The sequence below is a fragment of the Streptomyces sp. NPDC001822 genome, assembly GCF_042892135.1.
Classification (GTDB): Bacteria; Actinomycetota; Actinomycetes; order Streptomycetales; family Streptomycetaceae; genus Streptomyces.
In genome coordinates this window covers 328,443-354,331 of sequence record NZ_JBIATW010000001.1, presented here as the reverse complement: position 1 = coordinate 354,331, position 25,889 = coordinate 328,443, and the positions used below count along the sequence as shown (strand labels likewise).

Annotated in this window: 25 protein-coding genes; 9 read left to right on the top strand and 16 right to left on the bottom strand. The window is 71.9% G+C overall.

The features are described 5' to 3' along the window. Positions 1-9 precede the first annotated feature (9 nt). From ACFYY2_RS01615 to ACFYY2_RS01605, 3 genes are all read right to left on the bottom strand, one after another. A complete protein-coding gene (locus tag ACFYY2_RS01615; protein ID WP_388735525.1) occupies positions 10-2,184 on the bottom strand; it encodes a putative bifunctional diguanylate cyclase/phosphodiesterase in 2,175 nt (724 codons plus the stop codon). Next, positions 2,181-2,999, bottom strand: coding sequence for an SAM-dependent methyltransferase (locus tag ACFYY2_RS01610; RefSeq protein ID WP_388735523.1), 819 nt, complete (start codon positions 2,997-2,999; stop codon positions 2,181-2,183). The genes ACFYY2_RS01615 and ACFYY2_RS01610 overlap by 4 nt, the downstream gene beginning before the upstream one ends. A 203-nt stretch (positions 3,000-3,202) precedes the next feature. Continuing rightward, positions 3,203-4,159, bottom strand: coding sequence for an SCO0930 family lipoprotein (locus ACFYY2_RS01605; protein WP_388735520.1), 957 nt, complete (start codon positions 4,157-4,159; stop codon positions 3,203-3,205). Positions 4,160-4,960: 801 nt separating this feature from the next. Between ACFYY2_RS01605 and ACFYY2_RS01600 the strand changes: the two genes are divergently transcribed. Together ACFYY2_RS01600 and ACFYY2_RS01595 are read left to right on the top strand one after the other, a co-directional pair. Beyond that, on the top strand, positions 4,961-5,728 hold the full coding sequence (locus ACFYY2_RS01600; protein WP_388735517.1) for a hypothetical protein: 768 nt from the start codon (positions 4,961-4,963) through the stop codon (positions 5,726-5,728). A gap of 200 nt (positions 5,729-5,928) precedes the next feature. Then, on the top strand, positions 5,929-6,459 hold the full coding sequence (locus ACFYY2_RS01595; protein WP_388735514.1) for a hypothetical protein: 531 nt from the start codon (positions 5,929-5,931) through the stop codon (positions 6,457-6,459). A gap of 102 nt (positions 6,460-6,561) precedes the next feature. Here ACFYY2_RS01595 and ACFYY2_RS01590 read toward each other — a convergent pair whose 3' ends face one another. After that, positions 6,562-7,194, bottom strand: coding sequence for a hypothetical protein (locus ACFYY2_RS01590; RefSeq protein WP_388735512.1), 633 nt, complete (start codon positions 7,192-7,194; stop codon positions 6,562-6,564). A gap of 313 nt (positions 7,195-7,507) precedes the next feature. On the opposite strand from ACFYY2_RS01590, the gene ACFYY2_RS01585 reads away from it, so the two are divergent. Beyond that, the gene (locus tag ACFYY2_RS01585) at positions 7,508-8,170 is read left to right on the top strand and encodes a class F sortase (RefSeq protein ID WP_388735509.1); all 663 of its coding nucleotides are present in this window, start codon (positions 7,508-7,510) and stop codon (positions 8,168-8,170) included. Positions 8,171-8,306: 136 nt separating this feature from the next. On the opposite strand, the gene ACFYY2_RS01580 is transcribed toward ACFYY2_RS01585, so the two are convergent. Beyond that, complete coding sequence (locus ACFYY2_RS01580) at positions 8,307-9,155, bottom strand: polysaccharide deacetylase family protein (protein ID WP_388735507.1); 849 nt, start codon at positions 9,153-9,155, stop codon at positions 8,307-8,309. A gap of 163 nt (positions 9,156-9,318) precedes the next feature. Between ACFYY2_RS01580 and ACFYY2_RS01575 the strand changes: the two genes are divergently transcribed. Further along, complete coding sequence (locus ACFYY2_RS01575) at positions 9,319-9,780, top strand: universal stress protein (RefSeq protein ID WP_388735504.1); 462 nt, start codon at positions 9,319-9,321, stop codon at positions 9,778-9,780. Positions 9,781-9,819: 39 nt separating this feature from the next. On the opposite strand, the gene ACFYY2_RS01570 is transcribed toward ACFYY2_RS01575, so the two are convergent. Then, positions 9,820-11,040: a CapA family protein gene (locus ACFYY2_RS01570; protein ID WP_388736798.1), complete on the bottom strand. Its 1,221-nt coding sequence runs from the start codon at positions 11,038-11,040 to the stop codon at positions 9,820-9,822. Positions 11,041-11,297: 257 nt separating this feature from the next. Between ACFYY2_RS01570 and ACFYY2_RS01565 the strand changes: the two genes are divergently transcribed. Continuing rightward, positions 11,298-11,867: a sigma-70 family RNA polymerase sigma factor gene (locus ACFYY2_RS01565; RefSeq protein ID WP_388735502.1), complete on the top strand. Its 570-nt coding sequence runs from the start codon at positions 11,298-11,300 to the stop codon at positions 11,865-11,867. Here the strand turns inward: ACFYY2_RS01565 and ACFYY2_RS01560 are convergent. After that, positions 11,801-11,998 (bottom strand): zf-HC2 domain-containing protein, encoded by a 198-nt coding sequence (locus ACFYY2_RS01560; RefSeq protein ID WP_388735499.1) that lies wholly within the window; start codon positions 11,996-11,998, stop codon positions 11,801-11,803. The genes ACFYY2_RS01565 and ACFYY2_RS01560 overlap by 67 nt on opposite strands. Before the next feature lie 110 nt (positions 11,999-12,108). Between ACFYY2_RS01560 and ACFYY2_RS01555 the strand changes: the two genes are divergently transcribed. Then, positions 12,109-12,615 carry a hypothetical protein gene (locus tag ACFYY2_RS01555; protein ID WP_388735497.1) on the top strand — a complete coding sequence of 169 codons (507 nt, stop codon included), beginning with the start codon at positions 12,109-12,111 and terminating at the stop codon, positions 12,613-12,615. Between the two features lie 37 nt (positions 12,616-12,652). Here the strand turns inward: ACFYY2_RS01555 and ACFYY2_RS01550 are convergent, their stop codons facing one another. The 4 genes from ACFYY2_RS01550 to ACFYY2_RS01535 form a co-directional block, all read right to left on the bottom strand. After that, positions 12,653-13,879, bottom strand: a complete 1,227-nt coding sequence (locus ACFYY2_RS01550; protein ID WP_388735495.1) for a sensor histidine kinase — start codon at positions 13,877-13,879, stop codon at positions 12,653-12,655. Beyond that, the gene (locus tag ACFYY2_RS01545; RefSeq protein WP_388735493.1) at positions 13,876-15,366 is read right to left on the bottom strand and encodes a cation acetate symporter; all 1,491 of its coding nucleotides are present in this window, start codon (positions 15,364-15,366) and stop codon (positions 13,876-13,878) included. Before ACFYY2_RS01545 ends, ACFYY2_RS01550 begins: the two co-directional genes overlap by 4 nt. Beyond that, positions 15,363-15,725, bottom strand: coding sequence for a hypothetical protein (locus tag ACFYY2_RS01540; RefSeq protein WP_388735491.1), 363 nt, complete (start codon positions 15,723-15,725; stop codon positions 15,363-15,365). The genes ACFYY2_RS01545 and ACFYY2_RS01540 overlap by 4 nt, the downstream gene beginning before the upstream one ends. 63 nt (positions 15,726-15,788) lie before the next feature. Further along, positions 15,789-16,541 (bottom strand): LytR/AlgR family response regulator transcription factor, encoded by a 753-nt coding sequence (locus tag ACFYY2_RS01535; RefSeq protein WP_388735488.1) that lies wholly within the window; start codon positions 16,539-16,541, stop codon positions 15,789-15,791. A 167-nt stretch (positions 16,542-16,708) separates the two neighbouring features. On the opposite strand from ACFYY2_RS01535, the gene ACFYY2_RS01530 reads away from it, so the two are divergent. Next, on the top strand, positions 16,709-16,954 hold the full coding sequence (locus tag ACFYY2_RS01530) for a zf-HC2 domain-containing protein (protein ID WP_388735486.1): 246 nt from the start codon (positions 16,709-16,711) through the stop codon (positions 16,952-16,954). 9 nt (positions 16,955-16,963) lie between these two features. On the opposite strand, the gene ACFYY2_RS01525 is transcribed toward ACFYY2_RS01530, so the two are convergent. From ACFYY2_RS01525 to ACFYY2_RS01515, 3 genes are all read right to left on the bottom strand, one after another. Continuing rightward, positions 16,964-17,824 (bottom strand): Fpg/Nei family DNA glycosylase, encoded by an 861-nt coding sequence (locus ACFYY2_RS01525; RefSeq protein WP_388735483.1) that lies wholly within the window; start codon positions 17,822-17,824, stop codon positions 16,964-16,966. A gap of 136 nt (positions 17,825-17,960) precedes the next feature. Next, entirely contained in the window at positions 17,961-19,322 is a 1,362-nt protein-coding gene (locus tag ACFYY2_RS01520) for a wax ester/triacylglycerol synthase family O-acyltransferase (protein WP_388735480.1), read from the bottom strand. A gap of 120 nt (positions 19,323-19,442) precedes the next feature. Then, the gene (locus tag ACFYY2_RS01515; RefSeq protein ID WP_388735478.1) at positions 19,443-21,506 is read right to left on the bottom strand and encodes a SpoIIE family protein phosphatase; all 2,064 of its coding nucleotides are present in this window, start codon (positions 21,504-21,506) and stop codon (positions 19,443-19,445) included. A gap of 195 nt (positions 21,507-21,701) precedes the next feature. Between ACFYY2_RS01515 and ACFYY2_RS01510 the strand changes: the two genes are divergently transcribed. Next, a complete protein-coding gene (locus ACFYY2_RS01510) occupies positions 21,702-22,211 on the top strand; it encodes a DUF1990 family protein (protein WP_388735476.1) in 510 nt (169 codons plus the stop codon). Positions 22,212-22,241: 30 nt separating this feature from the next. Then, positions 22,242-23,681, top strand: coding sequence for a lipase maturation factor family protein (locus ACFYY2_RS01505; protein ID WP_388735473.1), 1,440 nt, complete (start codon positions 22,242-22,244; stop codon positions 23,679-23,681). A gap of 64 nt (positions 23,682-23,745) precedes the next feature. Here ACFYY2_RS01505 and ACFYY2_RS01500 read toward each other — a convergent pair whose 3' ends face one another. After that, positions 23,746-23,919 (bottom strand): hypothetical protein, encoded by a 174-nt coding sequence (locus ACFYY2_RS01500; RefSeq protein WP_388736840.1) that lies wholly within the window; start codon positions 23,917-23,919, stop codon positions 23,746-23,748. Between the two features lie 417 nt (positions 23,920-24,336). After that, positions 24,337-25,827 (bottom strand): SDR family NAD(P)-dependent oxidoreductase, encoded by a 1,491-nt coding sequence (locus ACFYY2_RS01495; RefSeq protein WP_388735471.1) that lies wholly within the window; start codon positions 25,825-25,827, stop codon positions 24,337-24,339. Positions 25,828-25,889 lie beyond the last annotated feature (62 nt).

The following is a 25,889-nucleotide window of genomic DNA, read 5'->3' as shown; positions in this document are numbered from 1 at the left end:
ACCGGCCCGTCAGACCGCGTCGGCCAGCAGCAGCGCGTGGATCGCGTCCGGAGCACCCGGACGCGCGTAGTACCAGCCCTGGGCGGTGTCGCAGCCCAGCTGTCGCAGCTGGTCCGCCTGGGCCCGGGTCTCGACCCCCTCGACCGTGACGGCGAGGTCCAGGCTGTGGGCGAGCGAGACGATGCCCTCGACGATCTTCAGATCGACGGGATCGGCCGGGTGGTGCTGCATGCCCCGGGTGAAGGAACGGTCCAGCTTCAGCACGCTCACCGGCAGCCGGCGCAGGTTCGCGAGGTTCGAATAGCCGGTGCCGAAGTCGTCCAGAGCGATGTCGACACCCATCTCGGCCAGCTGGCGCAGCGGCTTGAGCAGGTCGTCGTCGGCACCGATCAGCGCGGACTCGGTGACCTCCAGGCAGAGGGCACCCGGCTCCAGGCCGGACCGCTCCAGCACGTCCACGGTCTCGGCCACCAGCCGGGGATGATGCAGCTGCGTCGGCGAGAGGTTGACGTTGATCCGCAGGGGGCCGCCGTCGGTATGACGTTCCTGCCAGAAGTTCGCCTGCCGCACGGACTCCTCCAGCACCCATCGGCCGAGCGGCACGATCAGCCCCGTGTGCTCGGCGAGCGGGATGAACCGGTCCGGGCCGAGCACACCGTGCTGGGGGTGGCACCAGCGGACCAGCGCCTCCGCACCGTGCACGCTGCCGTCACCGAGGTGCACCAGCGGCTGGTACTCGATGAAGAACTCACCGCGGTCGAGCGCCGTGGGCAGGGCCGTGGTGAGCCCGTGCCGGGTGATGGCCCGGGCGTCGGCCTCGGCGTCGGCGAGCGCGAAGCGGTTCCCGCCCGCCGCCTTGGCCCGGTACATCGTGATGTCGGCGCTGCGCAGAACCTCCGCCGCGGTGCGTTCGCCCGAGGGGCCCTCGACCACGCCGACGGATCCCCGCACCGTCAGCTCCCTGCCGTCGAGGCGGATCGGAGTGGCGAGCGCCGAGAGGATGCGGCCGGCGAGCTCGTGCACCTCGTCCTGGGTGCGCGGGCCGGTCGTGAGGGCGACGAACTCGTCGCCGCCGAGCCGCGCCACCATCTCGCCGGGGGCGGTCGCGCAGCTCTGCAGCCTGTCGGCGACCTCGACCAGGAGCCGGTCCCCGGCCGCGTGGCCGAGGCTGTCGTTGATCGCCTTGAAGCCGTCCAGGTCGAGGTAGCAGAGCCCGAAGCGCATGCCGTCCCGCGGCGTGAGCGCCTTCTCCAGCCGCTCGAAGAACAGCGTGCGGTTGGGCAGACCAGTGAGCGCGTCGTGCGTGGCCTCGTAGCGCAGGCGGAGGTTGAGCAGCCGCCGCTCGGTCGTGTCCTCCAGCAGGGCGAGCTGGTACTGGGGCCGGCCCTCGGCGTCCCGCAGCAGGGACACGGTGAGGTTGGTCCACAGCACCGTGCCGTCGTTGCGGTAGTACGGCTTCTCGACGCTGTAGTGCTCGCGCTCGCCCCGCACCAGTTCGTCGTAGTACTTCCAGACGTGCGGCGAGTCCTCGGGGTGGACCCACTCGTTCACCTTGTGGCTGCGGACGTGGTTCTCCAGACCGCCGAACATCCTGGTGAGGGTGTCGTTGATCTCCAGGATGTTCCCTTCGAGATCGGCGATGCCGATTCCCACGGCGGCGTCCTTGAAGACCGCGCGGAAGCGCGCCTCGGTGGCGTGCAGGGCCTGCTCGGCGTGCGAGCGGGCGGTGAGGGCCGAGCGGGCGATCGCCTCCTGCTCGGCGAGCGTGCGCTCGCGCAGCGCCTGGCTGAAGCCGCCGGCGAGCGCGTGCTGGATGCGCGCGCAGCGTGCCCGGCTGTCCTCCGTCGACAGCTCCACCGGCCCGTTGCCCCCGCAGTAGAGCACCAGGTAGGAGTCGACGACACCGAGTGTGGAACTCAGCGCGTCGGGGTCCGTGCAGTGCGCGGCGACCAGCGAGGCTCCCACACCGTGTGCGGGCGTGGCGTCGAAGGCCCTCGCGTGCAGGATCCGGTTGAGCTCCCGGGCGAGCGGCAGCAGGTGTTCCTCGAACTCCGGCCGGGTCAGGGAGGTGGCCGTGGAGGGGAAGATCGCCCGGCTCCAGATGGTGGCGAATCTCCGGAGGCGGCCTTCGGGGCCGTCGGGTTCCGCGTCCGGCGTGCCGGACGACTGGGCGGGAATGCTCACGCCTTGCGTCCAACCCCGGCGAAGCCCGAGAAGGCGAAGGGGTCCTCCTGCGCGCGGGACCCGGGGGACTCGGGGCGCCAGTCGGGCATGGAGACCAGGCCGGGCTCGACCATCTCGTACCCCTCGAAGAAGCGGCTGCCCTCGGCGCGGGTCCGCATGACCAGCGGACTGCGGATGTTGCGGTAGACGCCGACCGTCCCGCCGGCCTCCTCCTCGGAGAGCGGGATTCCCTCGTACGAGGCGTGGGTGAGGACGAGCATGCTGCCGGGGGCGAGTGCCGCGCTCAGCTCCGCGACCGCACCGTAGGGATCGTCGGCGTCCTCGATGAAGTGCAGGACCGCGACCAGCAGCAACGCCACCGGCTTGTCGAAATCGAGAAGGGCGTTGATCTCCGGGTTCTCCAGGATCTCCTTGGGCGAGCGGAGATCCGCGGCGACGACGACCGCCCGTTCGTTGCCCTCCAGCACCGCCTGGCTGTGCGCGACCGCGACCGGGTCGTGGTCGACGTAGACGATCCGGGATTCCGGGTCGTCGGCCTGGGCGACCTCGTGCACATTGCCGAAGGTCGGGATACCGGAGCCTATGTCCAGGAACTGATTGACACCGGAAGCGGTGGCGTAGTGCACGGCCCGCCGCATAAAGGCGCGATTCGCCTGCATGACCTTGGGCAGACCCGGCATGAACTCCATGGCCTTGCGGGCCGCTTCCCTGTCCACCTCGAAATTGTGCGAACCGCCCAGGTAGAAGTCGTACATGCGAGACACGCTCGGCACCGAGATGTCAATGCCCTGCGGTGCCCAGGCGGGACGCTCCATCGATGTCTCCAACAAGTCGCCACGGCGATCCGGCCATGTTCATGGTCAGTGTTGACCAGAGGCTACTGATCGACCGCCAGGAGAGCGAGTGGAAACGGAAATTAGAGATCCGTTATTGGTCACACACCGCAGGCATGTGCGGCCGGTCCGTCGCTGCGCGTGCGCACGCGGCGACGGACCGGCACCACGGGGTCCTCCGGCGGCTACTTCGGGGCTCCGACGAGCTTCGCCTCGGGCGAGACGGCGTACCATGTTCCCCCGACGCCTTGGCCGTTGGTGTCCCCGGGCTTCGCGTCTCCGGAGAAGGTGTACACCGGCCAGCAGTCGATCGACTGCTGCTTGATGCCGTCGGGCCGGTTGAAGGTGACGAATCCCTTCGTGGTCACTCCGTCGACGTCATTCTTCGACACGGGACTGACGACCGGCCACTTCTCCAGGCAGTCACCCGTGCAGGCGGACTTCATCGGCCACGCCGAGTCCTTCTTGAAGCGGTAAACCGTCATTCCGCGCTTGTCCACCACGATGTCGCCGAGTTTCGGATCCTTGCGGACCGAAAGTCCCGCGAGGTCGGCCGGCTGACCGGCATCCGCTCCGTCCGCATTGGCCACCGCCTTCTTTCCGTCCGGCGCGGAGACGAACCAGGTGCCGCCGACGCCCTGGCCGTTGGTCTCCCCGGGGCCGGTGTCCTTCGCGTAGCGGTACATCGGCCAGCCGCCGACGGTGAGCTGCTTGGTGCCGTCGGCACGCGTCACCTCCCCGATGAGCCCGGCATCGGTGCCCGCGGCGGCCGTGGCGTTGCCGGCGGCCACCACCGGCCACGTCTTCGCACAGTCGCCCTCGCAATTCGACTTGGGCGGTTCGGCCGTGTCCTTGTCGAACCGGTAGAGCGTGAAGCCCTCGCTGTCGGTCAGCACCTCGCCGAGCTTCTTGCTGTCCCACACCGCGAGTTGGCCTGCCTCCTTGGGCGCGCTGTCCGCCCCCACGTCGGATCCGTAGCCGCCGTCCGAGCCGTAACCGCTGTCGGCCGGCGCCTGGGCGGCCGCGTTGCCCACCGGCTGGCCGTTGGGTGACGTGGGTCCCTGCTCCTGACCGCACGCCGTCGTCAGCGCCAGGAGGGCCGCCGCGGTCACCGCGAGAGAGGCGTTCCGCCAGGTATTCATGTCGACTCCCGTTGTCCTTCTGCCGTCCGGGACGCGAGTCCGCGCCTTTCGTGGCCCTAGGTACGGGCGGCCGGGGTCCAGGTGTTCAATACATCGCCGAGAAACTTTTGCCGGGCGCAAACGCGAATCGCCGAATGTCCCCACCATCAGGCGAATCACCTGCATCGGCCGCGTGTCCGACGGCTGCGGGGAACATGCTCCCCGGCGTGTACGGATCACGCATATGGCGGCTGACGGCAACCACCCTGCTCGTGCTGCTCGCCGTCCCGCCGCCCGCCTTCGGTGACGACTGCGCGGTGGCCTCCATCGGGCAGGGGGAGGACGGATCGTCCTTCGCCATCTCGGGCGGGGGGCGGTGCACGGCGATCATCGGCGAGCCCGAACCGGCTCCCCCTCCGCCACCCCCGCCTCCACCTCCCCCACCTCCCCCACCTCCTCCGCCTCCCCCACCGCCCGCACCCGAACCGCCCCCTCCACCCCCACCGCCACCACCACCGCCCGCACCCGAACCGCCCCCTCCACCCCCACCGCCACCACCACCGCCCGCACCCGAACCGCCCCCTCCACCCGCGCCGCCCCCGCCGCCTCCGAAGCCGAAACCGGAACCGCCACCACCACCGCCCAGCGCACGCCCCGCACCGCCGGCGCCGGTGGCGCTCCCCGCCTACCGCAAGCCACCCCGCAAGACACCACGGTCCGGACCGTCACTGGTGTCCCTCACCCTTCTGATCACCGCGCCGGCCGTCTTCGCCGTGGCCGTGCTGCGCCCCCGCTCCTCCCGCTGACCCACGAAGGGATCCCATGTCGGAATGGCTCGTTCTGACCATTGCCATGGCGTCGGCGTGTGCCGTCGTCCTGACCATCGCAGTCCTCAGCAATCGCCGGCTCGCCGACGACGACGACCCCTCCGAGACCCCGGACGTCATCGAGTACATGACGATGATGATCGGCGTGGTCTACGCGATCGTGCTCGGCCTCGCCATCGCCGGTGTCTGGGAGGGCCGCAGCGCCGCCCAGGAATCCGTACGCCTGGAGGCGCAGGCCCTGCACGAGGTCAGCGCCCGGTCGGCCGTCTACCCGGCCGAGGTCCGCGACCGTATCCGCAGCGACGTCGACGCCTACGTGGCCCATGTCGTGAGTGACGAATGGAGGTACATGACGGACCACGGCGCGCTCACCGAGGAGGGCACCAGACTGCTCGACCGGGTGCGTGCCGACGTCACCGAGTACAAGCCCCGCACCGACCACGAGGGGCAGGCCTACCAGCCGCTCGTGGACCAGGTGGCCGCCGTGGACGACGCCCGGGGATCACGGGGGCAGAACGCGGGCGCGACCATGCCGGGGGTCGTCTGGTTCGGCCTCATCACGGGAGCGCTGGTCACGGTCGGGCTGATCTTCACGCTCCAGATCCGCAGAACCTTCCGCGAACTGCTCCTGGCCGGCCTCTTCAGCGTCCTCATCGCCTTCCTGCTCTTCCTGATCTGGGACTTCGACGCTCCCTTCGGCCGGGGCATCTCCGCGACGACCGCGCCGTTCGTCGACCTGTTCCCCCACGCCACGGGGGGATAGGCCCGCGCCGGACCCCACCACCCCACCCCGCCCCGCTCCCCCGGCCCGGTCCGCCGGCCGGGGGACAAGGCTGCCCCATTCGCCCGACCCCGATCGCGGGTGATATGCGGCGCTTCTACCGTTTCGGGCATCGAGGTGCATTTCTCATACCTCGCGGAAACCCGTTCCGCGGCTGCCCCTCGGGACCCGGAGGATTCACCATGCGCGCGATACGTGTCGCACCCGTCGCCCTGCTGGGCGCCGCCGCCTTCCTGTCGATGGCACCTGCCGCGTCGGCCGATTCGCTCACCGGCGGCACGTCCACCCCTTTCACTCCGACCATCACCCCGTCGACGGTCGCCCCCGGAGGCTCGGTCACCCTCGGCGCCATGGGCTGTGCCGGTGACGCGACCGCGTTCTCGGGTGTGTTCGACACGACGACCATCCCGCGGGGCCGGTCGGCGACCGCCATGGTCGACCGGGAGGCCAGGCGGGGCGCCGTCTACGAGGTGACCTTCCGCTGCGGGACGACCACCCGGTCGGCGAATCTGACGATTTCGGGCTCGACCACGCCCACGACCACGCCCACCACCAGCTCCACCGCGTCTCCCGCCGGAGTCCTGGGTGGCCTCGGCGGCAGCGTCGACACCATGGACCCCGCGGAGATCGCCGCCGGGTCGGCCCTGGTGGCGACGGCAGCGGCCGGCGCGGTCTACGTCCTGCGCAGGCGGCGCACCGGCAGTCAGCACTGACGGCACGGCGCCTGGTCCGAACGAACACACGACAGTCGCCCCGGGTCCTGGTCCAGGACTCGGGGCGACGGGCGTATCGGACCGGACGGGAGCTTCGACGCGTCAGATCGCCGCATTGCTCATCCGGCGACGGACGACGAAGACGGCACCACCCAGGGCCGCCGCGGCGACGAGACCGCCACCCACCTGCATCTCGACCGAGCTGGGCCCCATCGAACCGCCGAGACCGCCCTGCGCGCCGCGGGACGGGAGCACAGTGAAGCGGGCCGTGGCGACCGAGTCGTTCTGGCCTCCGCGGTTGCCGAGGTCATTGCCGCGGTCGCCACGGCCGTTGCCGTTTCCGTTGCCGCTGTCACCCCCGTTGCCACCATTGCCACCGTTGCCGCCGTTGCCGCCACCGAAGTTGTTGTCGCTGTTGTTGCACCGCACGGACAGGCTGTACTGCCCGGGCGTCGCGTCGTTCCGGATGTGCGCCGTGGCGTAACCGACGCGGCCCGGGGAGAGGTTCACCGTCGGGAAGGCGTTCGACCACACCCTGCCGCCGGAGCGGCCGCAGCCCTCCGCACTGACCTGCATCGTGGCGCCCTGGTGGACAGAGGACGGGTTGACGGTGACGTTGGTCGGGAAGTTGCTCGGGTTGCTGCCCGGGCCGCCCCCGGCGGCGGCCAGCGGGGCAGCCAGCCCGACCGCCGCGAACGCGGTCGCGGTCACCGCGAGAGTGCGTGAAGCACGCATCGTTGAACCTCCAGCGGGAAGCGCGCCCCGGAGTCCTGATTCTCCGGGATCTGTCGAATGAAACGCATCCCATGACGAACCATCACCACATACCGCAGTAGGCGCATTTCGGCATCGCTCGGCCCCGGGAGCCGACACGCCGCGTGGCGCAGCCGAAATCTGACGGACCCGCAGGTCACGGACCGTCAGACTTTTTATCCGCTCATTACTCCGAAGAGGAGTCGGTGCTGCTGGCCCCACCCGTTCGCCCTTCTCCGATAGCCGCCCCGGATCCCCCCGCCTAGCGTGGCGATGTCGCGACGAAGGGAGAACCATGGGCCGGGACCAGTGGGGCGGCGAGCGGATCAGGCACACACCGTGGGGCGCGATCGCCCTGGTGATGCTCACCGGGCTCGCGCTGATGCGCAACGGCGCGGAGACCTCACCCGGACCGCCGCAGCCCGCCGCCGCGGCCTCGGTGGCCGGTCCCCGGGACACGCCGCCGTCCGCCCCGGTCGACGGCGAACCGGTGCAGCCCCTGGCGTACGCCCCGGCCGAGCGCGTACAGATCCCCTCGATCCAGGTCGACGCCCCGATCGTGGACGTCAATCTGGACCCCGCCGGCTGGATCGAGGCACCCCCCGCCCAGGACTCCAATCTCGCCGGCTGGTACCAGAACGGCATCGCGCCCGGCCAGCGCGGAACCTCCGTCCTGGTCGGCCACGTGGACAACCTGGCCGGCCCCGCGGTCTTCTACGGGCTCGGCTCGCTCGGCAAGGGGCAGCACATCGAGGTGTCCCGCTACGACAACCGCACCGCCGTGTTCGAGATCTACGGCGTCGAGGTGTTCGCCAAGAACGACTTCCCCGGCCCCCGGGTGTACGGCGACACCGGGTACGCCGAGCTGCGCGTCATCACGTGCGGCGGGGGCTACACCAAGGCCGACGGCTACGACGGCAACGTGGTCGTGTTCGCCCGCCTGGTAGAGACGCGCTGACGGGTCCGGCACTCACCCCGCGCAGCCGCTCCGGGGACCCGTGGCCGCCGCGGACCGGGGCGGATCGCCGCGACTCCGGCCCCCACGGCGCACGCGGGGCGGGGACGCGAACGCGTCCGCCGCCGTGCGCCCGCGTTCAGACCCGCCGCGGGACCGTCAGGCGATAGCCCTTGTCGATGAGCGCGGGCAGGTACCGCCGCAGGGCGGCCACGCTCTGGGAGCGGTTGCCGCCCGCGTCGTGGGAGAGGACGACGACGCCCGGCGCCGCACCCCTCTTGACCCGGCGGACGATGGTGTCGGTTCCCGGCTCGGTCCAGTCCAGGGTGTCGACCGTCCAGGCCATCGGCTCCATGTCCATCGAGGCGCCGATCTCGAAGGAGTTGCGGTTCCAGGCACCGTACGGGGCGCGGTACCAGAGCGGTGGTGCGCCGAGCGTCTTCTCGATCACCTCGCTCGTGCTGCCCAGTTCCTTGCGGATACCGGCTCTCGACAGCTTCGGGATCAGCGGGTGGGACCAGGAGTGGTTGCCGACCACGTGGCCGTCGTCGGCCATCTCGCGGAGCAGATCACGGTTGTCGGCCGCCATCTCCCCGCACACGAAGAACATCGCGCGGACGTCGTACCGGCGCAGGATCGCCAGCACGTCCGGGGTGTACCGCGGGTCGGGGCCGTCGTCGAAGCTCAGGACCATGGCGTCGTCCCCCAGCTCGGGCAGCTCCTCGAAGGGCCGGGTGCGGACGGGCGGCGGCGCGGGCAGGAAGCGGGACGGACCGCCCGCGGTCATGGGCCGCAACCGGTACGCACGCGAGCCCGCCCGGGCACTCGCCGGGGGCCCCGCCGCCGGGGCCGGCAGCGGTTCGCCGCCCGGCCGGGCGGGGGTGCCCGCCGGATCCGCCGCGATCATGTGCACGGCCGTGGTGGCGCCCAGCGCGAGGGCGAGACGCAGCATGGTGCGACGGTCCACTGGAATCTGATCATGCTTCATGAACAACTGCTCGCACGGAGTTGTGCCCGTGCCGTTCGCCGACACCGGGGATGTCACGTTTTGCACCCGATGGATGCAGTGCACACGCGGTCGCCCCGGCAGTCCGTGCGTCCCGGTGGAGGCGGCGGCGGGGCGCGCGAGGGCAGCGGCTACCCTCGGGGCCGTGACAGAGCAGCGGGAAGACCGTTTCGAGCGCGGCACCGACGGCCCCAAGGTGATCGTCGCGGGCCTCGACGGTTCCGAATCCTCGATGCGGGCCGCGGCGTACGCCGCGGGCCTGGCACGCAGGCAGAACGCGTTGCTCGCCCTCGTCTACGTCCAGCCGGTGATGGCGGCCGGCGCCGCCCTGGGCGCGCCGGTCGCCGACGCCACCGGGGAGGTCGCGGAGGGACTGGTGCACGAGATCAGAACCGCGACCGAGCGGCTCAAGGACATATGGAACGTCCGCTGGGAGTTCCACACGTTCCGCGGCGATCCGTACAACGGACTCGTGACGGCGGCCGACGAGCTGAAGGCGGACGCCGTGGTGGTGAGCGCGTCGGAGTCCGCCGGGCACCGCTTCGTCGGGTCCGTCGCGGTGCGCCTCGTGAAGGCCGGGCGCTGGCCGGTCACCGTGGTGCCGTAGGGCCCGAGGCAGGCAGGTCCCGACCCGCCCGCAAGTCCGTCAGCGGCCCTCGACTAGTCCGTCCTGGGCCGCGCCGCGACTGAGCACGACGCGGCCGATGCGGTCGCGGATCGCACGCAGGTCGCCGCCTGACGGACCCGCCTCCGCGGATGCCGGGGCGAGGCCGACGACCCGGCCCGCCGCCGGGTCGAACCACTGCGGCAGGAATTCGGCCTTCTTCACGGTCCAGCGCTCCCCGGGTCTCACCGGTGGCGCGAAGGTGAAACGGCCCATGGAACTCTCCCCGGCGCGCGGGTCCGGCACCCCGTCGCGATCGGCCGCGGGACCGGTGATCTGGTTGCCCGTCCCGTAGACGATCCAGGTGCCGTTGACCTTCTCGTACGCCTGCGGGACGTGCGCGGTGCCGAGGATCAGGTCGATGTCGGGACGTCCGCCGGTGACGGAGGCCGTCAGCGCGCGGCCGAGGGCGCGCTGGGCGTCGTCTGGTGCCTCCTGCCACTCGGTGCCCCAGTCCAGGGAGACGACCACCACGTCGGCACCGCCTTCGCGGGCCCTCCTCGCGTCCGCGATGATGCGCGCCCTGTCGATCGGGGCGACCGCCCACGGCTGCACCGCCGGCGTCCGGGCATCCGAGGCGCCGTGGGTGTAGGCGAGATGGGCGACCTTCGCGGCGCCCTCGCCCCGTCCCGCCCTGAGCAGGGTGGGGCGGGACGCCTCGGCCGCCGAACGGGCGGACCCGGCATGGGCGATGCCCGCCGCGTCCAGGACGTCGAGTGTCCGTCCGACGCCTCGGGCGCCGTCGTCCAGGCTGTGGTCGGAGGCGGTGGAGCACGAGTCGAAGCCCGTGGCGCGCAGTGCCGTCGCGAGCTCCGGCGGCGATCTGAAGGAGGGGGCGCCGGTGTAGGGGCCTCCCTGTTGTCCGTAGACCGTCTCCATGTGACAGAGGGCCAGGTCCGCTTCCGAGACGGTCCGGGCGGTGCCCTTCAGCATCGGGCGGAAGTCGAAGCCCTGTCCGCCGGCGTCCTGAGCCGCCCGGTCGATGAGCGGGGTGTCGGGCAGGACGCCGCCGGCGGCCAGCAGCGTGAAGGCGCCGCCGCCGTCCGCTCCCCCGCCGCCGCCCGCACCGTTCGCGCCGTGCGCGGCGGTGAGATGACGGCCCGCGAAGCCGGGGGGTGTCGCGGGTGGCCCGGAGCAGGCCGTCGCGGTGGCGAGGAGGCCGGCGACGGCGATCGCCGCACTCGGTCGGATGCGCTTCGTCATCAGCACGACTCCCAGGTCGGAGAGTTTCAGCCACCCGACTACACATATATCCATACTGCCGAGTCAAGAACAAAGGTGACCAAGTACCTGAATCGGCCGTATCGGCGCCGAGTGACCGTTCACCGCACCACTCGCCGCTCCGTGCGACCGCTCGGCGCACACATCGGTGCACCGCCTGTTCCCCCGCGCCCCGATGCGTTCGTATACGCCAGGCGGGAGCGAGGCGTCAGGGGCCTCTTCGGGAAGGGACGTTCACCATGATCACTGCGACGACGGACGAACGGGCCCTCGCCCGGATGCAGCGCGAACACGGGCCCGCGCTCTTCCACTTCCTGCTGGGGCTGACCTTCGGTGACCGGCAGCGGGCGGAGGACCTGCTGCAGGAGACGCTCGTGCGCGCCTGGCAGCACCCCGAGGCCTTCGACGCGCCCTACGACTCGATGCGGCCGTGGCTCTTCACCGTCGCGCGGCGGCTGGCCATCGACGCGAGGCGGTCCCGCCAGGCACGGCCGGCCGAGGTCAGTGACGTGGTCCTGGAGACCGCGCCCGCCCGGGACAACACCGCCGAGGCCGCGGCCCGTTCGCTGGACGTGCGTGACGCCGTCCGGACGCTGAGCCCGGAGCACCGCGCGGTGCTCGTGCAGATCTACTTCCGCGGGCTCAGCGTGGGCGAGACGGCGCTGGCCCTCGGGATACCGGCCGGCACCGTCAAGTCCCGTTCGTACTACGCGCTGCGCGTCCTGTCGCGGAACCTTCCCGGCTATTCGAGCAGATCCTCCTCGTCGGCCAGCCCCAGCAGGGACGCCGCCTCCGCGACCTCCACATAGGCGGCCGCGCACACCGCGCACGTCTGGAGGTGCGCGGCGACCGAAGCGGTCTCGCCTGCGGCCAGGGCATCGAGCACATAGGCGCCCAGCGACTGCCGTACGTGCGGGTCGTCGCCGCGGTCGGCGTTCATCACACCTCCTGTCTCCCGACGGATCCTGCCCTTCTGCCCACGCGGGGCACGCGCCCCCGGTTCAATGCTGCGTGTGGCCGGTGCCGAGTAGACGAAAGAGGCGAGACGGGATGCGTCCCGATTACTGCGAAGAAACCGGCGGGGGCGGGCTGCCGGTCCCGATGGCGTGGATGTACTCCGAGTACATCGCCGACGAACTGCTCGTGACCGGTGACCTCATGGAGCCGGCCACCCTGGAGTTCCGGGCGGGGCGCGACGCGCTCGCCCTCACGATCTTCCTCTCCGACGGCGCGGCGGCCGAGGAACTGCCCGCCGTACGGGTGGACGAGCTGCGGCTGCTCACCGCGTACGGCGCGCCGTGGCGCAGGTGGGTCTGCGCCCGGCTGGAGGCCCTGGAGCGGACCACCCCCGCCGACGGGCCGGCCGACCCCGACCTGGTGATGGCACGGGCGGCCTGGCGGTGGCTGGAGGAGACCGAACTGCTGGCCGCGGACCTCGACGCCATCGGTGCGCAGCCGTGGGAGCCGCTGGGCACCGAGGACGGCGAGGCGCAGGTCTGGACGCCGGCCTGGCAGCTGGGGCTGCCCCTCGGGCATCTGGCCGTCCATCTGTACTGAGACGCCGGACAGGCCCGGGGACCGGCCAACCGACGGATCACGAACCGTGCACGCCCGCGCGGTACTTGGGCAGTCGCAGCGTGATCCTCATGCCGGCGCCGACGCCCGTCTCGATGACGAGCCCGTAGTCGTCGCCGTACACCTGACGCAGCCGCTCGTCCACGTTGAGCAGGCCGACTCCGCTGGATGTGCCGCCCTCGCCGCGCAGGATCTTCCGCAGCCGCTCCGGATCCATCCCCGCCCCGTCGTCCTCGATGACCACCTCGGCCTCGGCGCCCGCGTCCAGCGCGCTGATCGTGATGCGGATCGGAGCGTCCGCGGCACGGATCGCGCCGATCGCCCGCGGGTGGGTGACGGCCCCCTCCAGTCCGTGCTTGACCGCGTTCTCCACCAGCGGCTGGAGGCACAGGAAGGGCAGCGCGACGGGAAGCACCTCGGGGGCGACCTGGAGGGTGACGGACAGCCGGTCGCCGAACCGGGCCCGGACCAGGGCGAGGTACTGGTCGATGGAGTGCAGCTCGTCGGCCAGGGTGGTGAAGTCACCGTGCCTGCGGAACGAGTAGCGCGTGAAGTCGGCGAACTCCAGGAGGAGTTCACGCGCCTTCTCCGGATCGGTGCGGACGAACGAGGCGATGGCCGCCAGCGAGTTGAAGATGAAGTGCGGAGAGATCTGGGCACGCAGCGCCTTGATCTCCGCCTCGATGAGCTGCGTGCGCGACCGGTCGAGCTCGGCGAGTTCCAGCTGTACGCAGACCCAGCGGGCCACCTCTCCCGCAGCTCGGGCGAGTACCGCCGACTCCCGGGGCGCGTAGGCCACGAGGGTGCCGAGGACGCGGTGGTCGACCGTCAGGGGCACGGCGACGGCCCAGCGCAGAGGGCAGTCGACGTCACCGCAGTCGGTGTGGAAGGCGGTGTCGCGGCCGCTGGCCAGCAGGGCCTCGACGTGGTGCATCACGTCCTTGCCGTGGTGCTCGCCCTCCCCGTCCCACACGAGCACCCGGTCGCGGTCGGTCATGCAGAGGGCGTCGGTGCCCAGCAGTGAGCGCAGTCCCCGGGCGGAGCGGCGCGCACTCTCCTCCGTGAGCCCGGCGCGCAGCGGGGGCGCGGCGAGGGACGCGGTGTGCAGCGTCTCGAAGGTCGCGTGTTCGACGGGCGTGCCCACGTCGCTGGTGCGCACGGGGCGGGCGGTACGGCCCAGCAGGAATCCCGTGCCGAACAGGAGCAGCGCGAGCACCGCGATGACGGCGACCCCGGCCCCGGTCACCGGCCGCGTCCCGAGGTCAGCGTCTCGGGCAGGTGGAAGCGGGTCATGGCGGCGTTGGTGCCCGGCGGTATGCGCCCCGGCGTGGCGAGGGAGACGAGGACCATCGCGAGGAAGCCGACCGGTACGGACCACACGGCCGGCCAGGCCAGCAGGGCGTGCGGCCAGCCGGGCGGGCGCACCGCGCCGCTGACGGTGATGGCCACCGAGACCAGCGCGGAGCCGCCCCCGAGCAGCAGTCCGGCGATGGCGCCGGGCGGGGTGAGGCGCCGCCACCAGATGCCGAGGACGAGCAACGGGCAGAAGGAGGAGGCGGACACGGCGAAGGCCATGCCCACGGCGTCGGCCACCGGCACCCGGCTGACCAGCAGCGAGCCCGCCAGTGGGACCGCGATGGCCAGGACGGTGGCGAGCCGGAAGTGACGCACCCCCCGGGAGGGCAGGACGTCCTGGGTGATCACTCCGGCGACAGCCATGGTGAGTCCGGAGGCCGTGGACAGGAACGCCGCGAACGCCCCGCCCGCCAGGAGCGCGCCGAGCAGGTCGCCGCCGAGCCCGCCGATGACCCGGGCGGGCAGAAGCAGCACGGCGGCGTCGGCGTCCCCGCCGTGCAGGAGCTCGGGCGCGTACAGCCGCCCCAGGGCCCCGTAGACGGGGGGCAGCAGGTAGAACAGGCCGACCAGGGCGAGTACGGCGACGGTGGTGCGGCGGGCGTCGCGGCCGTTGGGGCTGGTGTAGAAGCGGACGACGACGTGGGGCAGCCCCATCGTGCCGAGGAAGGTCGCCACGATCAGCCCGTACGTCGCGTAGAGCGGATGGTCGGCCCGGAAGACGGAGATCTGCTCGTCGAAGGTCACAGGGGGACGGCCGTCGCCCTGCCAGGCGAGTACGAGGAAGATCGCGGGCACCAGGAGCGCGGTGAGCTTCAGCCAGTACTGGAAGACCTGCACGAAGGTGATCGACCGCATGCCCCCGGCCGCGACGGCGATCACGACGACCGAGGCGACGAGCACGTCGCCGAGCCAGCCGGGCGCCCCCGTGAGGGTCTTGAGGGTGAGTCCGGCGCCCTGGAGCTGCGGCACCAGGTACACCCAGCCCGCGCCCACGACGAAGACGCTCACCAGCCGGCGGACCTGGCGCGATTCGAGCCGCCCCTCCGCGAAGTCGGGCAGGGTGTACGCACCCGAGCGGCGCAGCGGCGCCGCGACGAAGACCAGCAGGACCAGATAGCCGGCGGTGTAGCCGACCGGGTACCAGAGCATGTCGGGGCCGTGCACGAGGACCAGGCCCGCGATGCCGAGGAAGGAGGCGGCGGAGAGGTACTCTCCGCTGATCGCCGCGGCGTTGAGGCGCGGCCGCACGGTCCGCGAGGCGACGTAGAAGTCCGAGGTCGTGCGGGAGATCCGCAGCCCGAAGCCGCCCACGAGGACGGTGGCCAGGACGACGAGGGCGACAGCGGCCACCGCCGCGGGGTGCCCGGGGGCGCTCACGGTGCGGGGCGGCCTTCCACGAGCCGGGCGAAGTCGCGCTCGTTGCGCTCCGCCCGGCGGACGTACCACCAGGCGGCCAGGGTCAGGGGCGGGTAGGTGGCGAATCCGAGCACCGCCCAGACGACGGTGTTGCTGTGCAGCGCCTCGAAGACGAGCGGCAGGGTTCCGGCGACGAGCGCGAGCACGGCGAAGGCGCTGAGTCCGGCCCGCAGCTGGCTGCGCATCAGCGACCGCACGTAGGCGCCGCCGAGCGCCGTGTGCTCGTCGATCTCCGACTGTGCGCGGTAGCGGGGCAGCGGACGCACCCGCCGGGGCTCGCCCGTGACCACCTCGCGCCGGGGCGTGCTCTCTGCGGACATGGGCCCGGAGTGTAGGCGGCACGGGGGCCGGCTGGGAAGGGGCCGGGTCCGGGTAGGGCCAGGTCAGCGGCCGGTCTGCCGCATGAGGAGGTCGCGCAGGGCGCGGCTGTGGCGACGGCTGACGGCGAGCTCGGCAGCCCCGACGCGGACGCTCATGCTGCCCGCGTCGAGCCGGAGTTCGTCGATGCGGTTCAGTGCCACGAGGTGGCGGCGGTGGATGCGGACGAAGCCCCGGGAGCGCCAGCGCTCCTCGAGGGTGGTGAGCGGTATACGGACGAGGTGGCTGCCCGTGGCGGTGTGCAGCCGGGCGTAGTCGCCCTGCGCTTCGGCGTACGCGATGTCGTCGACGGGCACGAAGCGGATGACTCCCCCGAGTTCCACCGCGATCTGGTCGGCCGCGGTGTCATGGACGGGGGCGGAGCGTTCGCCGACCTGTTCGGCGACGCGGCGTACGGCTTCGGCGAGCCGCTCGCGACGGACCGGCTTGAGGACGTAGTCGACCGCCTTGAGGTCGAAGGCGTGCACGGCGAAGCCCTCGTGCGCGGTGACGAAGACGATGAGCGGGGGCGCCGCGAAACCGGCCAGGAGCTGGGCCACGTCGAGTCCGGTCAGACCCGCCATGTGGATGTCGAGGAACACGACGTCGATAGCCGAGGGGTCGTCCGGTCCGGCGTCGACGGCGCCGCCGATGCGGCGCAGCGCCTCGGTCGCGCCGGTGGCACCCTCGGCGCTGCGGATGCGGGGGTCGGCGCGCAGGAGGTAGAGGAGTTCCTCCAGGGCGGGTTCTTCGTCGTCGACGGCGAGTACGCGCAGCATGAGGCCGGAGTTTAGGGCCTCTTGTCCGCATCGCACCCGGCTCGCGCCCTCCGGTGCCGGAGCCGTGATCCGCAGGGCGGGCACCACGTGCTGTCCGGGTGCGACGGCACGTGGTGTCCGGGTGCGACGGCTTGAATGATTTCCGGTCCCGTCGCGTACCTGAGTGCATGCGCGCCATCGACTCCCACCGCGACGCCGGAGCCTACGCACTCGGGGTGCTCGGGGCTGCCGACGCCTTTCGTTTCGAGGAGCACCTGACGCGGTGTTCCGTGTGTGCGGTCCAGCTGCGCGAGTTCGACGAGGTGGTGGACCGGCTGGTGGCCTACTCGTACCGGATGCCGGGCGGGGCCGCACGCGCCCCGGCCGTCGCGCGCGGGTCCCGGTGGCCGGGGCGCGTGCGCCGGCGGAGCTGACCGGGCGGGCTACTTGAGCAGCCGCGAGAGCCTGCGGTCCGCGAGGGGTTTCCCCCCGGTCTGACAGGTGGGGCAGTACTGCAGCGAGGAGTCGCTGAACGACACCTCCAGCACGGTGTCGCCGCAGACGGGGCAGGGCAGGCCGGTGCGGCCGTGGACGCGCATGCTGCCCTTCTTCTCGGCCTTGAGCCGGCCGGCCGCGACGCCCCGGGAGCGTTCGACGGCCTCCTGGAGCGTGGTGCGCATCGCGTGGTAGAGGTGGGTGATGTCGTCCTCGCCGAGGGACGTGGTGAGTCCGAAGGGCGACATCTTCGCGACGTGCAGGATCTCGTCGCTGTAGGCGTTGCCGATGCCCGCGATCAGCGACTGGTCGCGCAGGGCTCCCTTGAGCTGCCGGCGCCGGCCGCCGAGCACCACCGCGAACGCGTCCCGGTCGAAGGAGTCCGCGAGCGGGTCGGGGCCGAGCCGTGCGACGCCGGGGACGTCGGCGGGGTCGCGTACCAAGTGGACGGCGAGGCGCTTGGTGGTGCCCATCTCCGTCAGGTCGAACCCGTCGCCCCCGGCAAGCTGCACGCGCAGCGCGAGCGGTCCCTTGCCCGGCCGTGGCGGAGTGGCGGAGAATCCGTCCTTCCACTGCAACCAGCCGGCACGCGCGAGGTGGATGAGCAGGTGGAGGGGCCCGGCCGCGATGTCGAGGAACTTGCCGTGCCGGGTCACGGAGGTGACGGTGGATCCCTCCAGGTCCGTCGTCGGCGGGTCGTAGGTCTTCAGGACGCTGATCGCGAGCGGGAGGACACGGGCGATCTCCTTGCCGACCAGGTGGTCGTCCAGGAAGTCCCGCAGGGCTTCGACTTCCGGCAGTTCGGGCATGCCTCCAGCCTGCCGCAACGGGCGGGCGGACGCCCACCGGACCGTCCGTCGCCCCGCGGGCCGTGTCGCGTACGGCGGCGTCCCGGCGGACGGGGCGGGCGCGAGCCGGGAGCCGCGGCGCCAGGCGGTCAGGCGGTCAGGCGGGAGCGGGCACCGTAGGCAGGAGCGCCTGCAGTACGCGGAGTTCCTCGTGCACCGCGGCGGCCAGCCGGTCGAGGTCGGGGAGCGCCTTGCCGTCGGCCACGAGTCCGACCTGTACCCGGCCGCCGTAGGTGGAGAGCGCGACGGCGAGCGACTGGCCACGGGCCAGCGGCGCCATGGGGTAGACGGCGCGCAGGGGGCAGCCCCCGAGCGAGAGGGCCGACCGGGGCAGCGGCACGCTGGTGACGAGGACGTCGAAGAGCATCCGGGCCGCGTTCCCGGCGAGCGGCGCTCCGAACCGGTGGGCCAGCGCGGGCAGCTGATCGGCCAGCACGGCGACCGCGCCCGCCCCGCGCAGGGGCCCGGCCGCCTTGTTGCGGTCCATGCCCGTGCGTACGAGCCGCAGCCGCTCACGGGGGTCGGGTTCCCCGACGGGAAGCCCCAGGAGATAGGCGGAGAGCCGATTGCCCGTCGCGGCACCACCCGGCCGGCGCCGCGACACGGGCACGAGCGCGCGCGGATCCACGCCCGGGAGTGCCTCGCCGCGTTCCAGCATCCAGCGGCGGAGCGCGCCGGCGACCAGGGCGAGCAGGACGTCGTTGGCCGTGCCGCCCTCGGTGCGGCGGACGCGCTGCACGGTGTCGGCGTCGAGCTCGGCCGTGGCCAGGCGGCGCGTGCCGCTGGAGCGCGCGGTCAGGGCCGTGGACCCGCGGAGGTCGAGCCTGCTGGCCCGGACGACGGAGGCCCCGACGCCCAGTGCCCGGCGTACGTCGCCGAGCCTGTCCAGGGCGATCCCCGCGGCCTCCTGCGGACCGGGCAGCCACGAGCGGGGCGGCACGGGGTGGTGCCGGCGCCGGACCGCGCCCCGGCCTGCCGCGGCGGACGCGATCTGGTCGAAGATGCCCGCGCCGATGGCGACGGCCCGCATGCCGTCGGCGAGGGCGTGGTGCAGCTTGACGAGCACGGCGAACGGGCCGTCGCCCACACTGTCCAGCAGGTACATCTGCCAGGGCGGCAGGCCCCGTTCCAGCGGCTGTTCCATGAGCTCACCGGCGAGCCGCGTCGCCTGCGGCATGAAGTCGTCCCCGCTGAGCACGATCCGCTTGACGTGCCGGTGCACGTCGAAGTCCTTGTCGGTGAACCACGCGGCGCCCCCGACGGGCAGCAGGACATCGCGCACCCGCATGCGCAGCCGGGGGATGGCGGCAGCTCGGGTCCCGAGCAGTTCGAGCAGCTCCCGCGGTCGTGCGCCGGGGGCCGGCTCGAACACGGCCAGAGCGCCGAGGTGCATCGGATGGGCGTCGGTTTCGAGGTGCCAGAAAGCCAGATCAAGAGGTGCCAGGAGCTCGGTACTCAACGGGGCCTCGCGTCGTCGACAGCGGAACGTCGGGATCGAAGTCAATCCCTACAGGTCGGTTACGGTCAAGCATGAGCATGTTACGTACTGTTACAGTCTTTCGGCGCCCGGACGACAGCGCTACCGGTGCCCCTCGATGAGGAATTCGCACCACACGCACTTGCCATTGCCCCGGGACTCCACTCCCCAGACATCGGCCAGCCGGTCGACGAGCATGAGGCCGCGGCCCGAGACCCCGGACTCCCCCGCGTCCCGGCGGCGCGGCAGCGCACTGGAGCGGTCCTCGACGTCGACCCTGAGCCGCCGTTCGGGTCCGGTGAGCACGCGGATGGTGACGATGGCGCCGCCGTCGGTGTGCATCAGCGCGTTGGTGATCAGCTCGTCGGCGGCGAGTTCGACCTCGTCCGCGCGCTCCTTGGCGCCCCAGGCGCGCACAGCGGCGCGGATCATGTGGCGGCAGGAACTGAGGGCCTCCGGGTCGTTCTGCGCCACGTGCTGCTGGAGCCGGCCGCCCGGGTGCGGCGCGTGGGCGGCGTTGCGGCGCAGGAGCAGCACCGCCACGTCGTCCTCGCCGCCGCGCTCGTCGACGACCTCGCAGAGCCGGTCGGCCAGCTTCTGCAGGTCCTCGGGTCCGTCGGCCACGGTGGAGGCGAGCAGCCGCATGCCGTCGTCGAGGTCCGTCCCCGGCAGTTCCACCATGCCGTCGGTGTAGAGGATCATCGTCTGGCCCGGGTCCAGGTCGACGGTGCTGACCGGATACTCGAGCCGCCCGAACTCGGCGGAGAGCCCCAGCGGCAGCCCGCCGTCCACGGGCAGTTTGCGGCAACTGCCGTCCACGTCCCTGAGAGCGGGGTCGACATGACCGGCCCGGACCAGCTGGACCACCCCGGTGGTCAGGTCGGCCTCGGCGTAGGTGCAGGTGGCGAAGCGATCGGTGTCCAGCTCGTGGAGGAAGACGGAGGCCCGCGCCATCACCGTGGCCGGGCTGTGGCCCTCGGCGGCGTAGGCGCGCAGCACGATCCGGAGCTGGCCCATGACGGCCGCCGCATGGGTGTCGTGCCCCTGCACGTCGCCGATGACGGCACCGACCCGGCCGCCGGGGAGCGCGATGATGTCGTACCAGTCGCCGCCGATGTCGCGGCCCAGCCGGGCGGAGCGGTAGCGGACGGCGACCTGGGCCCCCGGGACCTCGGGGATGCGGCGCGGCAGCATCGCCTGCTGGAGGCCCTCCGCGAGGTCGTGCTCCTGCTCGTAGAGCATGGCCCGCTGGAGGCTCTGGGCGATCGAGCTGCCGAGGGCGACGAGCAGGTTCCTCTCGTCGGCCGTGAATCCGGCCTTGTCGCCGTAGAGGAGTCCGAGCGCCCCGATCGGGCGGGCCTGCGCGATCAGCGGCATGTACGCGGCGGCGGTGATCCCGAGGTGGCTGATGTGCGGCCAGAGGATCGGGTACGAGGTGGCGAAGTCGTCGGCGCTCTCGATGAAGCGGGGGGTGAGGGTGCGGATCACCTCACTCATCGGGTACGGCTCGTCCACCCGGGTGTAGCGGGTGCCCTGCACGAACGCCCCCTCGGGGCCGTCGGCCACGAGGTGGATCCGGCCGGACTCCAGCAGGCCCATGACGAGGCTGGTGGCCCCCAGGTTGGCGAGACCCCGGGAGCTCTTCAGCACCTCGGTCACGTCCTTGACCGTCCGTGCGTGGGCCAGGGCGGCCGTGGTGCCCTCGACGAGACTGGTCCGCCGCCGCCGCTCCTCGTCGACCGTACGCCGGGCGGTGGACTCGGCCAGTTCCTGGGTGGCGTCGCGGATGATGCCGATGATCCGGCGGGGCCGGCCGGTGCCGTCCCGGCGGATGAACCCCTGGGTGTGCGTCCAGCAGAGGGTTCCGTCACGGCGTTTGCGGCGGAAGTACGCCCCGTAGTTGCTGCGGCCGCTCTTCAGCGCCTGGGAGACCATTCCGTCGAGCCGGATCGCCTCGTCCGCCGGCATGCACTGCCCGAGCGTCGCCGGGTCGTCGTCGTACTCGTCGGCTCGCAGGTCGAACACGTCGAGGGCGGGCTCGTCCATGTGCATGAGGCCGCTGTCGAGGTCCCAGTCGAAGCTGCCCATTCGGTTCAGGGCGAGGCTGAGATCCGGGTGGGCGGGCCAGTCGTCCGGGAGTGACAGGGCACCCGCCCGATCATCCATATGCGCCACTCTGCCATTATTTGCCCGATTCCTCGACCGAGCGGCACTTGAACGAGTTCAGAACAAGCTCTACGCTCGGCAGCGAAGCGAATGAACGCGTTCAATTCGGTTCGGTGACGCGCTGGGGCTCACGCTCCATGCCCCGTTCGCCCGGCGCCGGCTCCCAGACCTCACCCGGACGGAAGGCGGAACCGCATGAGCACCCTGACCTACCCCGAGGTCGGAGCCACCCGGCTCGGCCCCCTCCCCGGCGGGTACCACCACCTGCACCACAGAGCGCCCGTCGGCAGCGGCAGGGCGGCGTTCGAGGCCGCCGGAACCACCGTCACAGAGTGGCGCATGCACCGGGCCGCCGGAGCGGGCGTGAACGCCTCCGCGGCCAGGGCGGCGGCCGGAGTCCTGGTCGACGTCTCCGCGGGCGTCGGACGGTTCCGCGTCATCGCTCCCTGCGAGGTCGTCTGGGCGGTGTACGAGAGCCACCGCATCGGCTTCGCCTACGGCACCCGCGCGCGGCACCCCGAACGCGGCGAGGAGAGCTTCGTCGTGGAGCTCGCGGACGACGGCACCGTCTGGTTCACCGTGACGGCGTTCTCGCGGCCCGCCCGCTGGTACGCACGGCTCGCCGGCCCGCTCGTGCCCCTCGCCCAGCGGTGGTACGCGCGGCGGCTCGGAAACGTGCTGCGCCGCTCCGTGTCGGCCGCCTGACGAAAGGGCGCGCGCCGGATACTGGGCGCGATGGAGTGGTTCACCGCCGAGGGCTACTGGCTGAGCAGGCTGGTCTTCCAGCGTGCCCTGGCCGCCGTGTATCTGGTCGCGTTCGCCGCCGCCGCGCTTCAGTTCCGGGCGCTGATCGGCTCCCGGGGCATGCTGCCCGTGCCCGATCTCCTGCGGAGCACGTCCTGGCGGGCCGCTCCGGGGCTGTTCCGGCTGCACTACTCCGACCGCTTCTTCGCCCTGGTGGCGTGGACGGGCGCCGCCGTGTCGCTCGCACTGCTCGCCGGGGCGGACGCGCATCTGCCCCTGGGCGCCGCGATGGCCCTGTGGGCGGTGCCCTGGGTGCTGTATCTGTCGATCGTCCAGGTCGGCCAGGTCTGGTACGGCTTCGGATGGGAATCGCTCCTGCTGGAGACCGGTTTCCTCGCCGTGTTCCTCGGCAACGCGGGCACGGCCGCACCGGTGCTGGTCCTCTGGCTCCTGCGCTGGCTGCTCTTCCGGGTGGAGTTCGGGGCGGGACTCATCAAGATCCGGGGCGACGAGTGCTGGCGACGGCTGACCTGTCTGGATTTCCATCACGAGACCCAGCCCATGCCGGGTCCGCTGAGCTGGTTCTTCCACCGGCTGCCGAGACCGGTACACCGGGCGGAGGCCGCGGCCAACCACCTGACCCAACTGGTGGTGCCGTTCCTGCTGTTCACCCCCCAGCCGGTGGCCGGCGGCGCCGCGGGCCTGATGGTGGTCACCCAGCTCTGGCTGGTCCTGTCGGGGAACTTCGCGTGGCTGAACTGGCTGACGATCGTGCTCGCCCTCGCGGCGGTCGACTGGTCACCGATCGCCGGCGCCCCTCCCGCGCAGGCCGCCCCACCACTCTGGTACGAGGTGGTGGTGTGCGGGGTCACCGCCCTCGTCGTACTGCTCAGCTACCGGCCGGCCCGCAACCTCGTCTCCCGTCGCCAGGCGATGAACCGGTCCTTCGACCCGCTGCACCTGGTCAACACCTACGGGGCTTTCGGGAGCATCAGCAGGATGCGGCTGGAGGTGGTGGTCGAGGGGACCCGCGAGCCCGTGGTCCACGAGGGGACGCTCTGGCTGGAATACGGCTTCCGCGGAAAGCCCGGCGACCCGCGCAGGCTTCCTCGCCAGTTCGCCCCGTACCACCTGCGGCTCGACTGGATGATGTGGTTCGCGGCGCTCTCCCCCGCCTACGCGCGCCCCTGGTTCGGGCCGTTCGTCGAGCGGCTGCTGCGGGGCGACCGCGACACGCTGCGCCTCCTGGGCCACAACCCGTTCCCGGAGGGGCCGCCGGCGCACATCCGGGCCAGGGTCTTCCACTACCGCTTCACGGACCGGCGGGAACTGCGCGCCACCGGGCGCTGGTGGGACCGGACCTACGTGCGCGACTTCATGCGGCCGATGGCCCGGCCGCTGCCGCTACGGCCGGACGACGGGCCGGCCTGACAGGGCTCCGGCCCCCGTCCGAGGACGGGGGCCGGAGCGAGCGCCGTGCGGGGCGACCACAGGGTCAGTCGATGCCGGGCAGGATGTGCGGCTCGGCGAGGTCGTCCTCGTATCCGGCCAGCCTGATCGGGGCGGACCGGGCCCAGACCTCGATGTTGCGGAGCTTCTCGGGCCGGCCGGTCCGCTCCCGGGCCGAATCGGCCGGGCGCGTCTCGCTCTTGGTCATCTCAGGTGTCACCGCGGACTCCTTCGTGTCGCGTATCCCCGGGGCGGTGGCGACGCTGCGGCTGTGAGAACCGTGTCGACCGCCCTCTGAGGGCAGGGGCAGAAACAGTTCGGTCGCGGTGGCGCCGGTACGGGGCGGGACGTCGGACTGCTTGAAGACCTGTCCCGGGACGGCCGAGGAAGATTTGTGGGTTCCTTGGTGGCGTCCGTTCCTCTCAGACTAACCAAATGAGCGGCATCCCGCTCGACAGAACGTGTGGCCTGGGTCACTTTCAGCCAACAGGAACAGCGGCGCCCCCGCAATCTCGGGGCGCCGCCGTGTTGCCCGTACACCCGCGTGACCTGCGGTGTCGAGGACACCGAGGGCACGGGAGGGGCCTGAAAGGCGGGAGGACCGGCAGGGATCGGAGTTGCCTGTGGGGACCTCAGGTCACCAGCCGGCGGGCGCGTAGTCCTTGAGGAAGCAGCCGTACAGCTCCTCGCCCTCTTCACCGCGGACGATCGGGTCGTAGACCCGCGCCGCACCGTCGACGAGGTCGAGGGGGGCGTGGAAGCCCTCCTCCGCGAGGCGCATCTTGTCGGGGTGCGGGCGCTCGTCCGTGATCCAGCCCGTGTCCACGGCCGTCATCAGGATGCGGTCCTTCTCGAACATCTCCTGGGCGCTGGTCCGGGTCAGCATGTTCAGCGCCGCCTTGGCCATGTTCGTGTGCGGGTGGCCCGCGCCCTTGTAACCGCGGCTGAACACGCCTTCCATGGCGGAGACGTTGACCACGTAGGCCCGCTTGGCCGCCGTCCTGGCCATCGCCGGGCGCAGCCGGCTGATCAGGATGAAGGGCGCCGTCGAGTTGCAGAGCTGCACCTCGAGGAGCTCGATCGGCTCGACCTCCTCGACGGTCTGGATCCAGCTGTTGGTGTCGTGCAGGTCAGGGACCAGACCACCCGCGTCGATCGCGGTGCCGGCCGCGATGCGCGCCGGCGAGGCGGACCCGGTGACCAGCGCGAGATCCGTGACGTCCTGGGCGCTGAGCCCCTGGCTCTCCTGCCGCGCCGCGGGCAGCGCCGCCACGCGGTCGACCGTGCCGCTGCCGAACGTCCCGATGACCTCGGCGGCGGGGAGCTCCCCCGGGGGCAGCGGCGCGGACTCGGCACCGAGCAGTTCGCTGTACGCCTGCGGGGAGCGGCGCACGGTCTGCGCGGCGTTGTTGATCAGGATGTCCAGCGGGCCCTCCGCGGCGACCGAGTCGGCGAGGGCGACGACCTGGGCCGGGTCGCGCAGGTCTATGCCGACGATCTTCAGGCGGTGGATCCAGTCGTCGCTGTCGGGCATCGCCTTGAAGCGGCGGATCGCGTCGTTGGGGAAGCGCGTGGTGATGGTGGTGTGCGCCCCGTCGCGCAGCAGCCGCAGCGCGATGTACATCCCGATCTTCGCCCGGCCGCCGGTGAGCAGGGCGCGCCGGCCCGTGAGGTCCGTGCGCGCGTCGCGCCGGTCCCGGTTCTCCTTGGCGCACGACTGGCAGAGCTGGTGGTAGAAGGCGTCCACCTCGACGTAGCGCGTCTTGCAGATGTAGCAGGACCGCGGGCGCTGGAGGATGCCCGCGATCTCGGCGGTGGCCGAGGAGGACGGGAGGACGCCCTGGGTCTCGTCGTCGATGCGTTCGGCGGAGCCGGTCGCCGTGGCCTCGGTGACGGCCTTGTCGTGCGCGGTCTTCGCGGCACGCCGCTCCTGGCGGCGGCGCTGCTTCACGGTGCGGTAGATGCCCGCGGTGGCCCGGCGCACGGCGACGGCGTCGGGGTGGTCCACCTCGATGGTGTTCAGCTCGTCCAGCACGCTCAGGCAGACGGCCAGCCTCTCCGGGTCGACACCGGGACCGAACTCGTCGGTACCGGGAGCGAGCTCCGGGCTGTCCTCTGTCACCGTCATTGCCGTTCCTCTGTCACTCGTCACTCGCGCCGCCGCCGGGCGTCGGCGGGGCTTCGGTGGGG

What these genes read in the sequence shown, in the direction of transcription:
- ACFYY2_RS01600 (WP_388735517.1), top strand. Translation starts at nt 4,961, where the DNA reads ATGTCGGAATGGCTCGTTCTGACCATTGCCATGGCGTCGGCGTGTGCC.
- ACFYY2_RS01515 (WP_388735478.1), bottom strand. Translation starts at nt 21,506, where the DNA reads ATGGATGATCGGGCGGGTGCCCTGTCACTCCCGGACGACTGGCCCGCC.
- ACFYY2_RS01495 (WP_388735471.1), bottom strand. Translation starts at nt 25,827, where the DNA reads ATGACGGTGACAGAGGACAGCCCGGAGCTCGCTCCCGGTACCGACGAG.
- ACFYY2_RS01525 (WP_388735483.1), bottom strand. Translation starts at nt 17,824, where the DNA reads ATGCCCGAACTGCCGGAAGTCGAAGCCCTGCGGGACTTCCTGGACGAC.
- ACFYY2_RS01555 (WP_388735497.1), top strand. Translation starts at nt 12,109, where the DNA reads ATGCGTCCCGATTACTGCGAAGAAACCGGCGGGGGCGGGCTGCCGGTC.
- ACFYY2_RS01610 (WP_388735523.1), bottom strand. Translation starts at nt 2,999, where the DNA reads ATGGAGCGTCCCGCCTGGGCACCGCAGGGCATTGACATCTCGGTGCCG.
- ACFYY2_RS01585 (WP_388735509.1), top strand. Translation starts at nt 7,508, where the DNA reads ATGGGCCGGGACCAGTGGGGCGGCGAGCGGATCAGGCACACACCGTGG.
- ACFYY2_RS01535 (WP_388735488.1), bottom strand. Translation starts at nt 16,541, where the DNA reads ATGCTGCGCGTACTCGCCGTCGACGACGAAGAACCCGCCCTGGAGGAA.
- ACFYY2_RS01510 (WP_388735476.1), top strand. Translation starts at nt 21,702, where the DNA reads ATGAGCACCCTGACCTACCCCGAGGTCGGAGCCACCCGGCTCGGCCCC.
- ACFYY2_RS01560 (WP_388735499.1), bottom strand. Translation starts at nt 11,998, where the DNA reads ATGAACGCCGACCGCGGCGACGACCCGCACGTACGGCAGTCGCTGGGC.
- ACFYY2_RS01580 (WP_388735507.1), bottom strand. Translation starts at nt 9,155, where the DNA reads ATGAAGCATGATCAGATTCCAGTGGACCGTCGCACCATGCTGCGTCTC.
- ACFYY2_RS01595 (WP_388735514.1), top strand. Translation starts at nt 5,929, where the DNA reads ATGCGCGCGATACGTGTCGCACCCGTCGCCCTGCTGGGCGCCGCCGCC.
- ACFYY2_RS01530 (WP_388735486.1), top strand. Translation starts at nt 16,709, where the DNA reads ATGCGCGCCATCGACTCCCACCGCGACGCCGGAGCCTACGCACTCGGG.
- ACFYY2_RS01540 (WP_388735491.1), bottom strand. Translation starts at nt 15,725, where the DNA reads ATGTCCGCAGAGAGCACGCCCCGGCGCGAGGTGGTCACGGGCGAGCCC.
- ACFYY2_RS01505 (WP_388735473.1), top strand. Translation starts at nt 22,242, where the DNA reads ATGGAGTGGTTCACCGCCGAGGGCTACTGGCTGAGCAGGCTGGTCTTC.
- ACFYY2_RS01565 (WP_388735502.1), top strand. Translation starts at nt 11,298, where the DNA reads ATGATCACTGCGACGACGGACGAACGGGCCCTCGCCCGGATGCAGCGC.
- ACFYY2_RS01570 (WP_388736798.1), bottom strand. Translation starts at nt 11,040, where the DNA reads ATGACGAAGCGCATCCGACCGAGTGCGGCGATCGCCGTCGCCGGCCTC.
- ACFYY2_RS01605 (WP_388735520.1), bottom strand. Translation starts at nt 4,159, where the DNA reads ATGAATACCTGGCGGAACGCCTCTCTCGCGGTGACCGCGGCGGCCCTC.
- ACFYY2_RS01590 (WP_388735512.1), bottom strand. Translation starts at nt 7,194, where the DNA reads ATGCGTGCTTCACGCACTCTCGCGGTGACCGCGACCGCGTTCGCGGCG.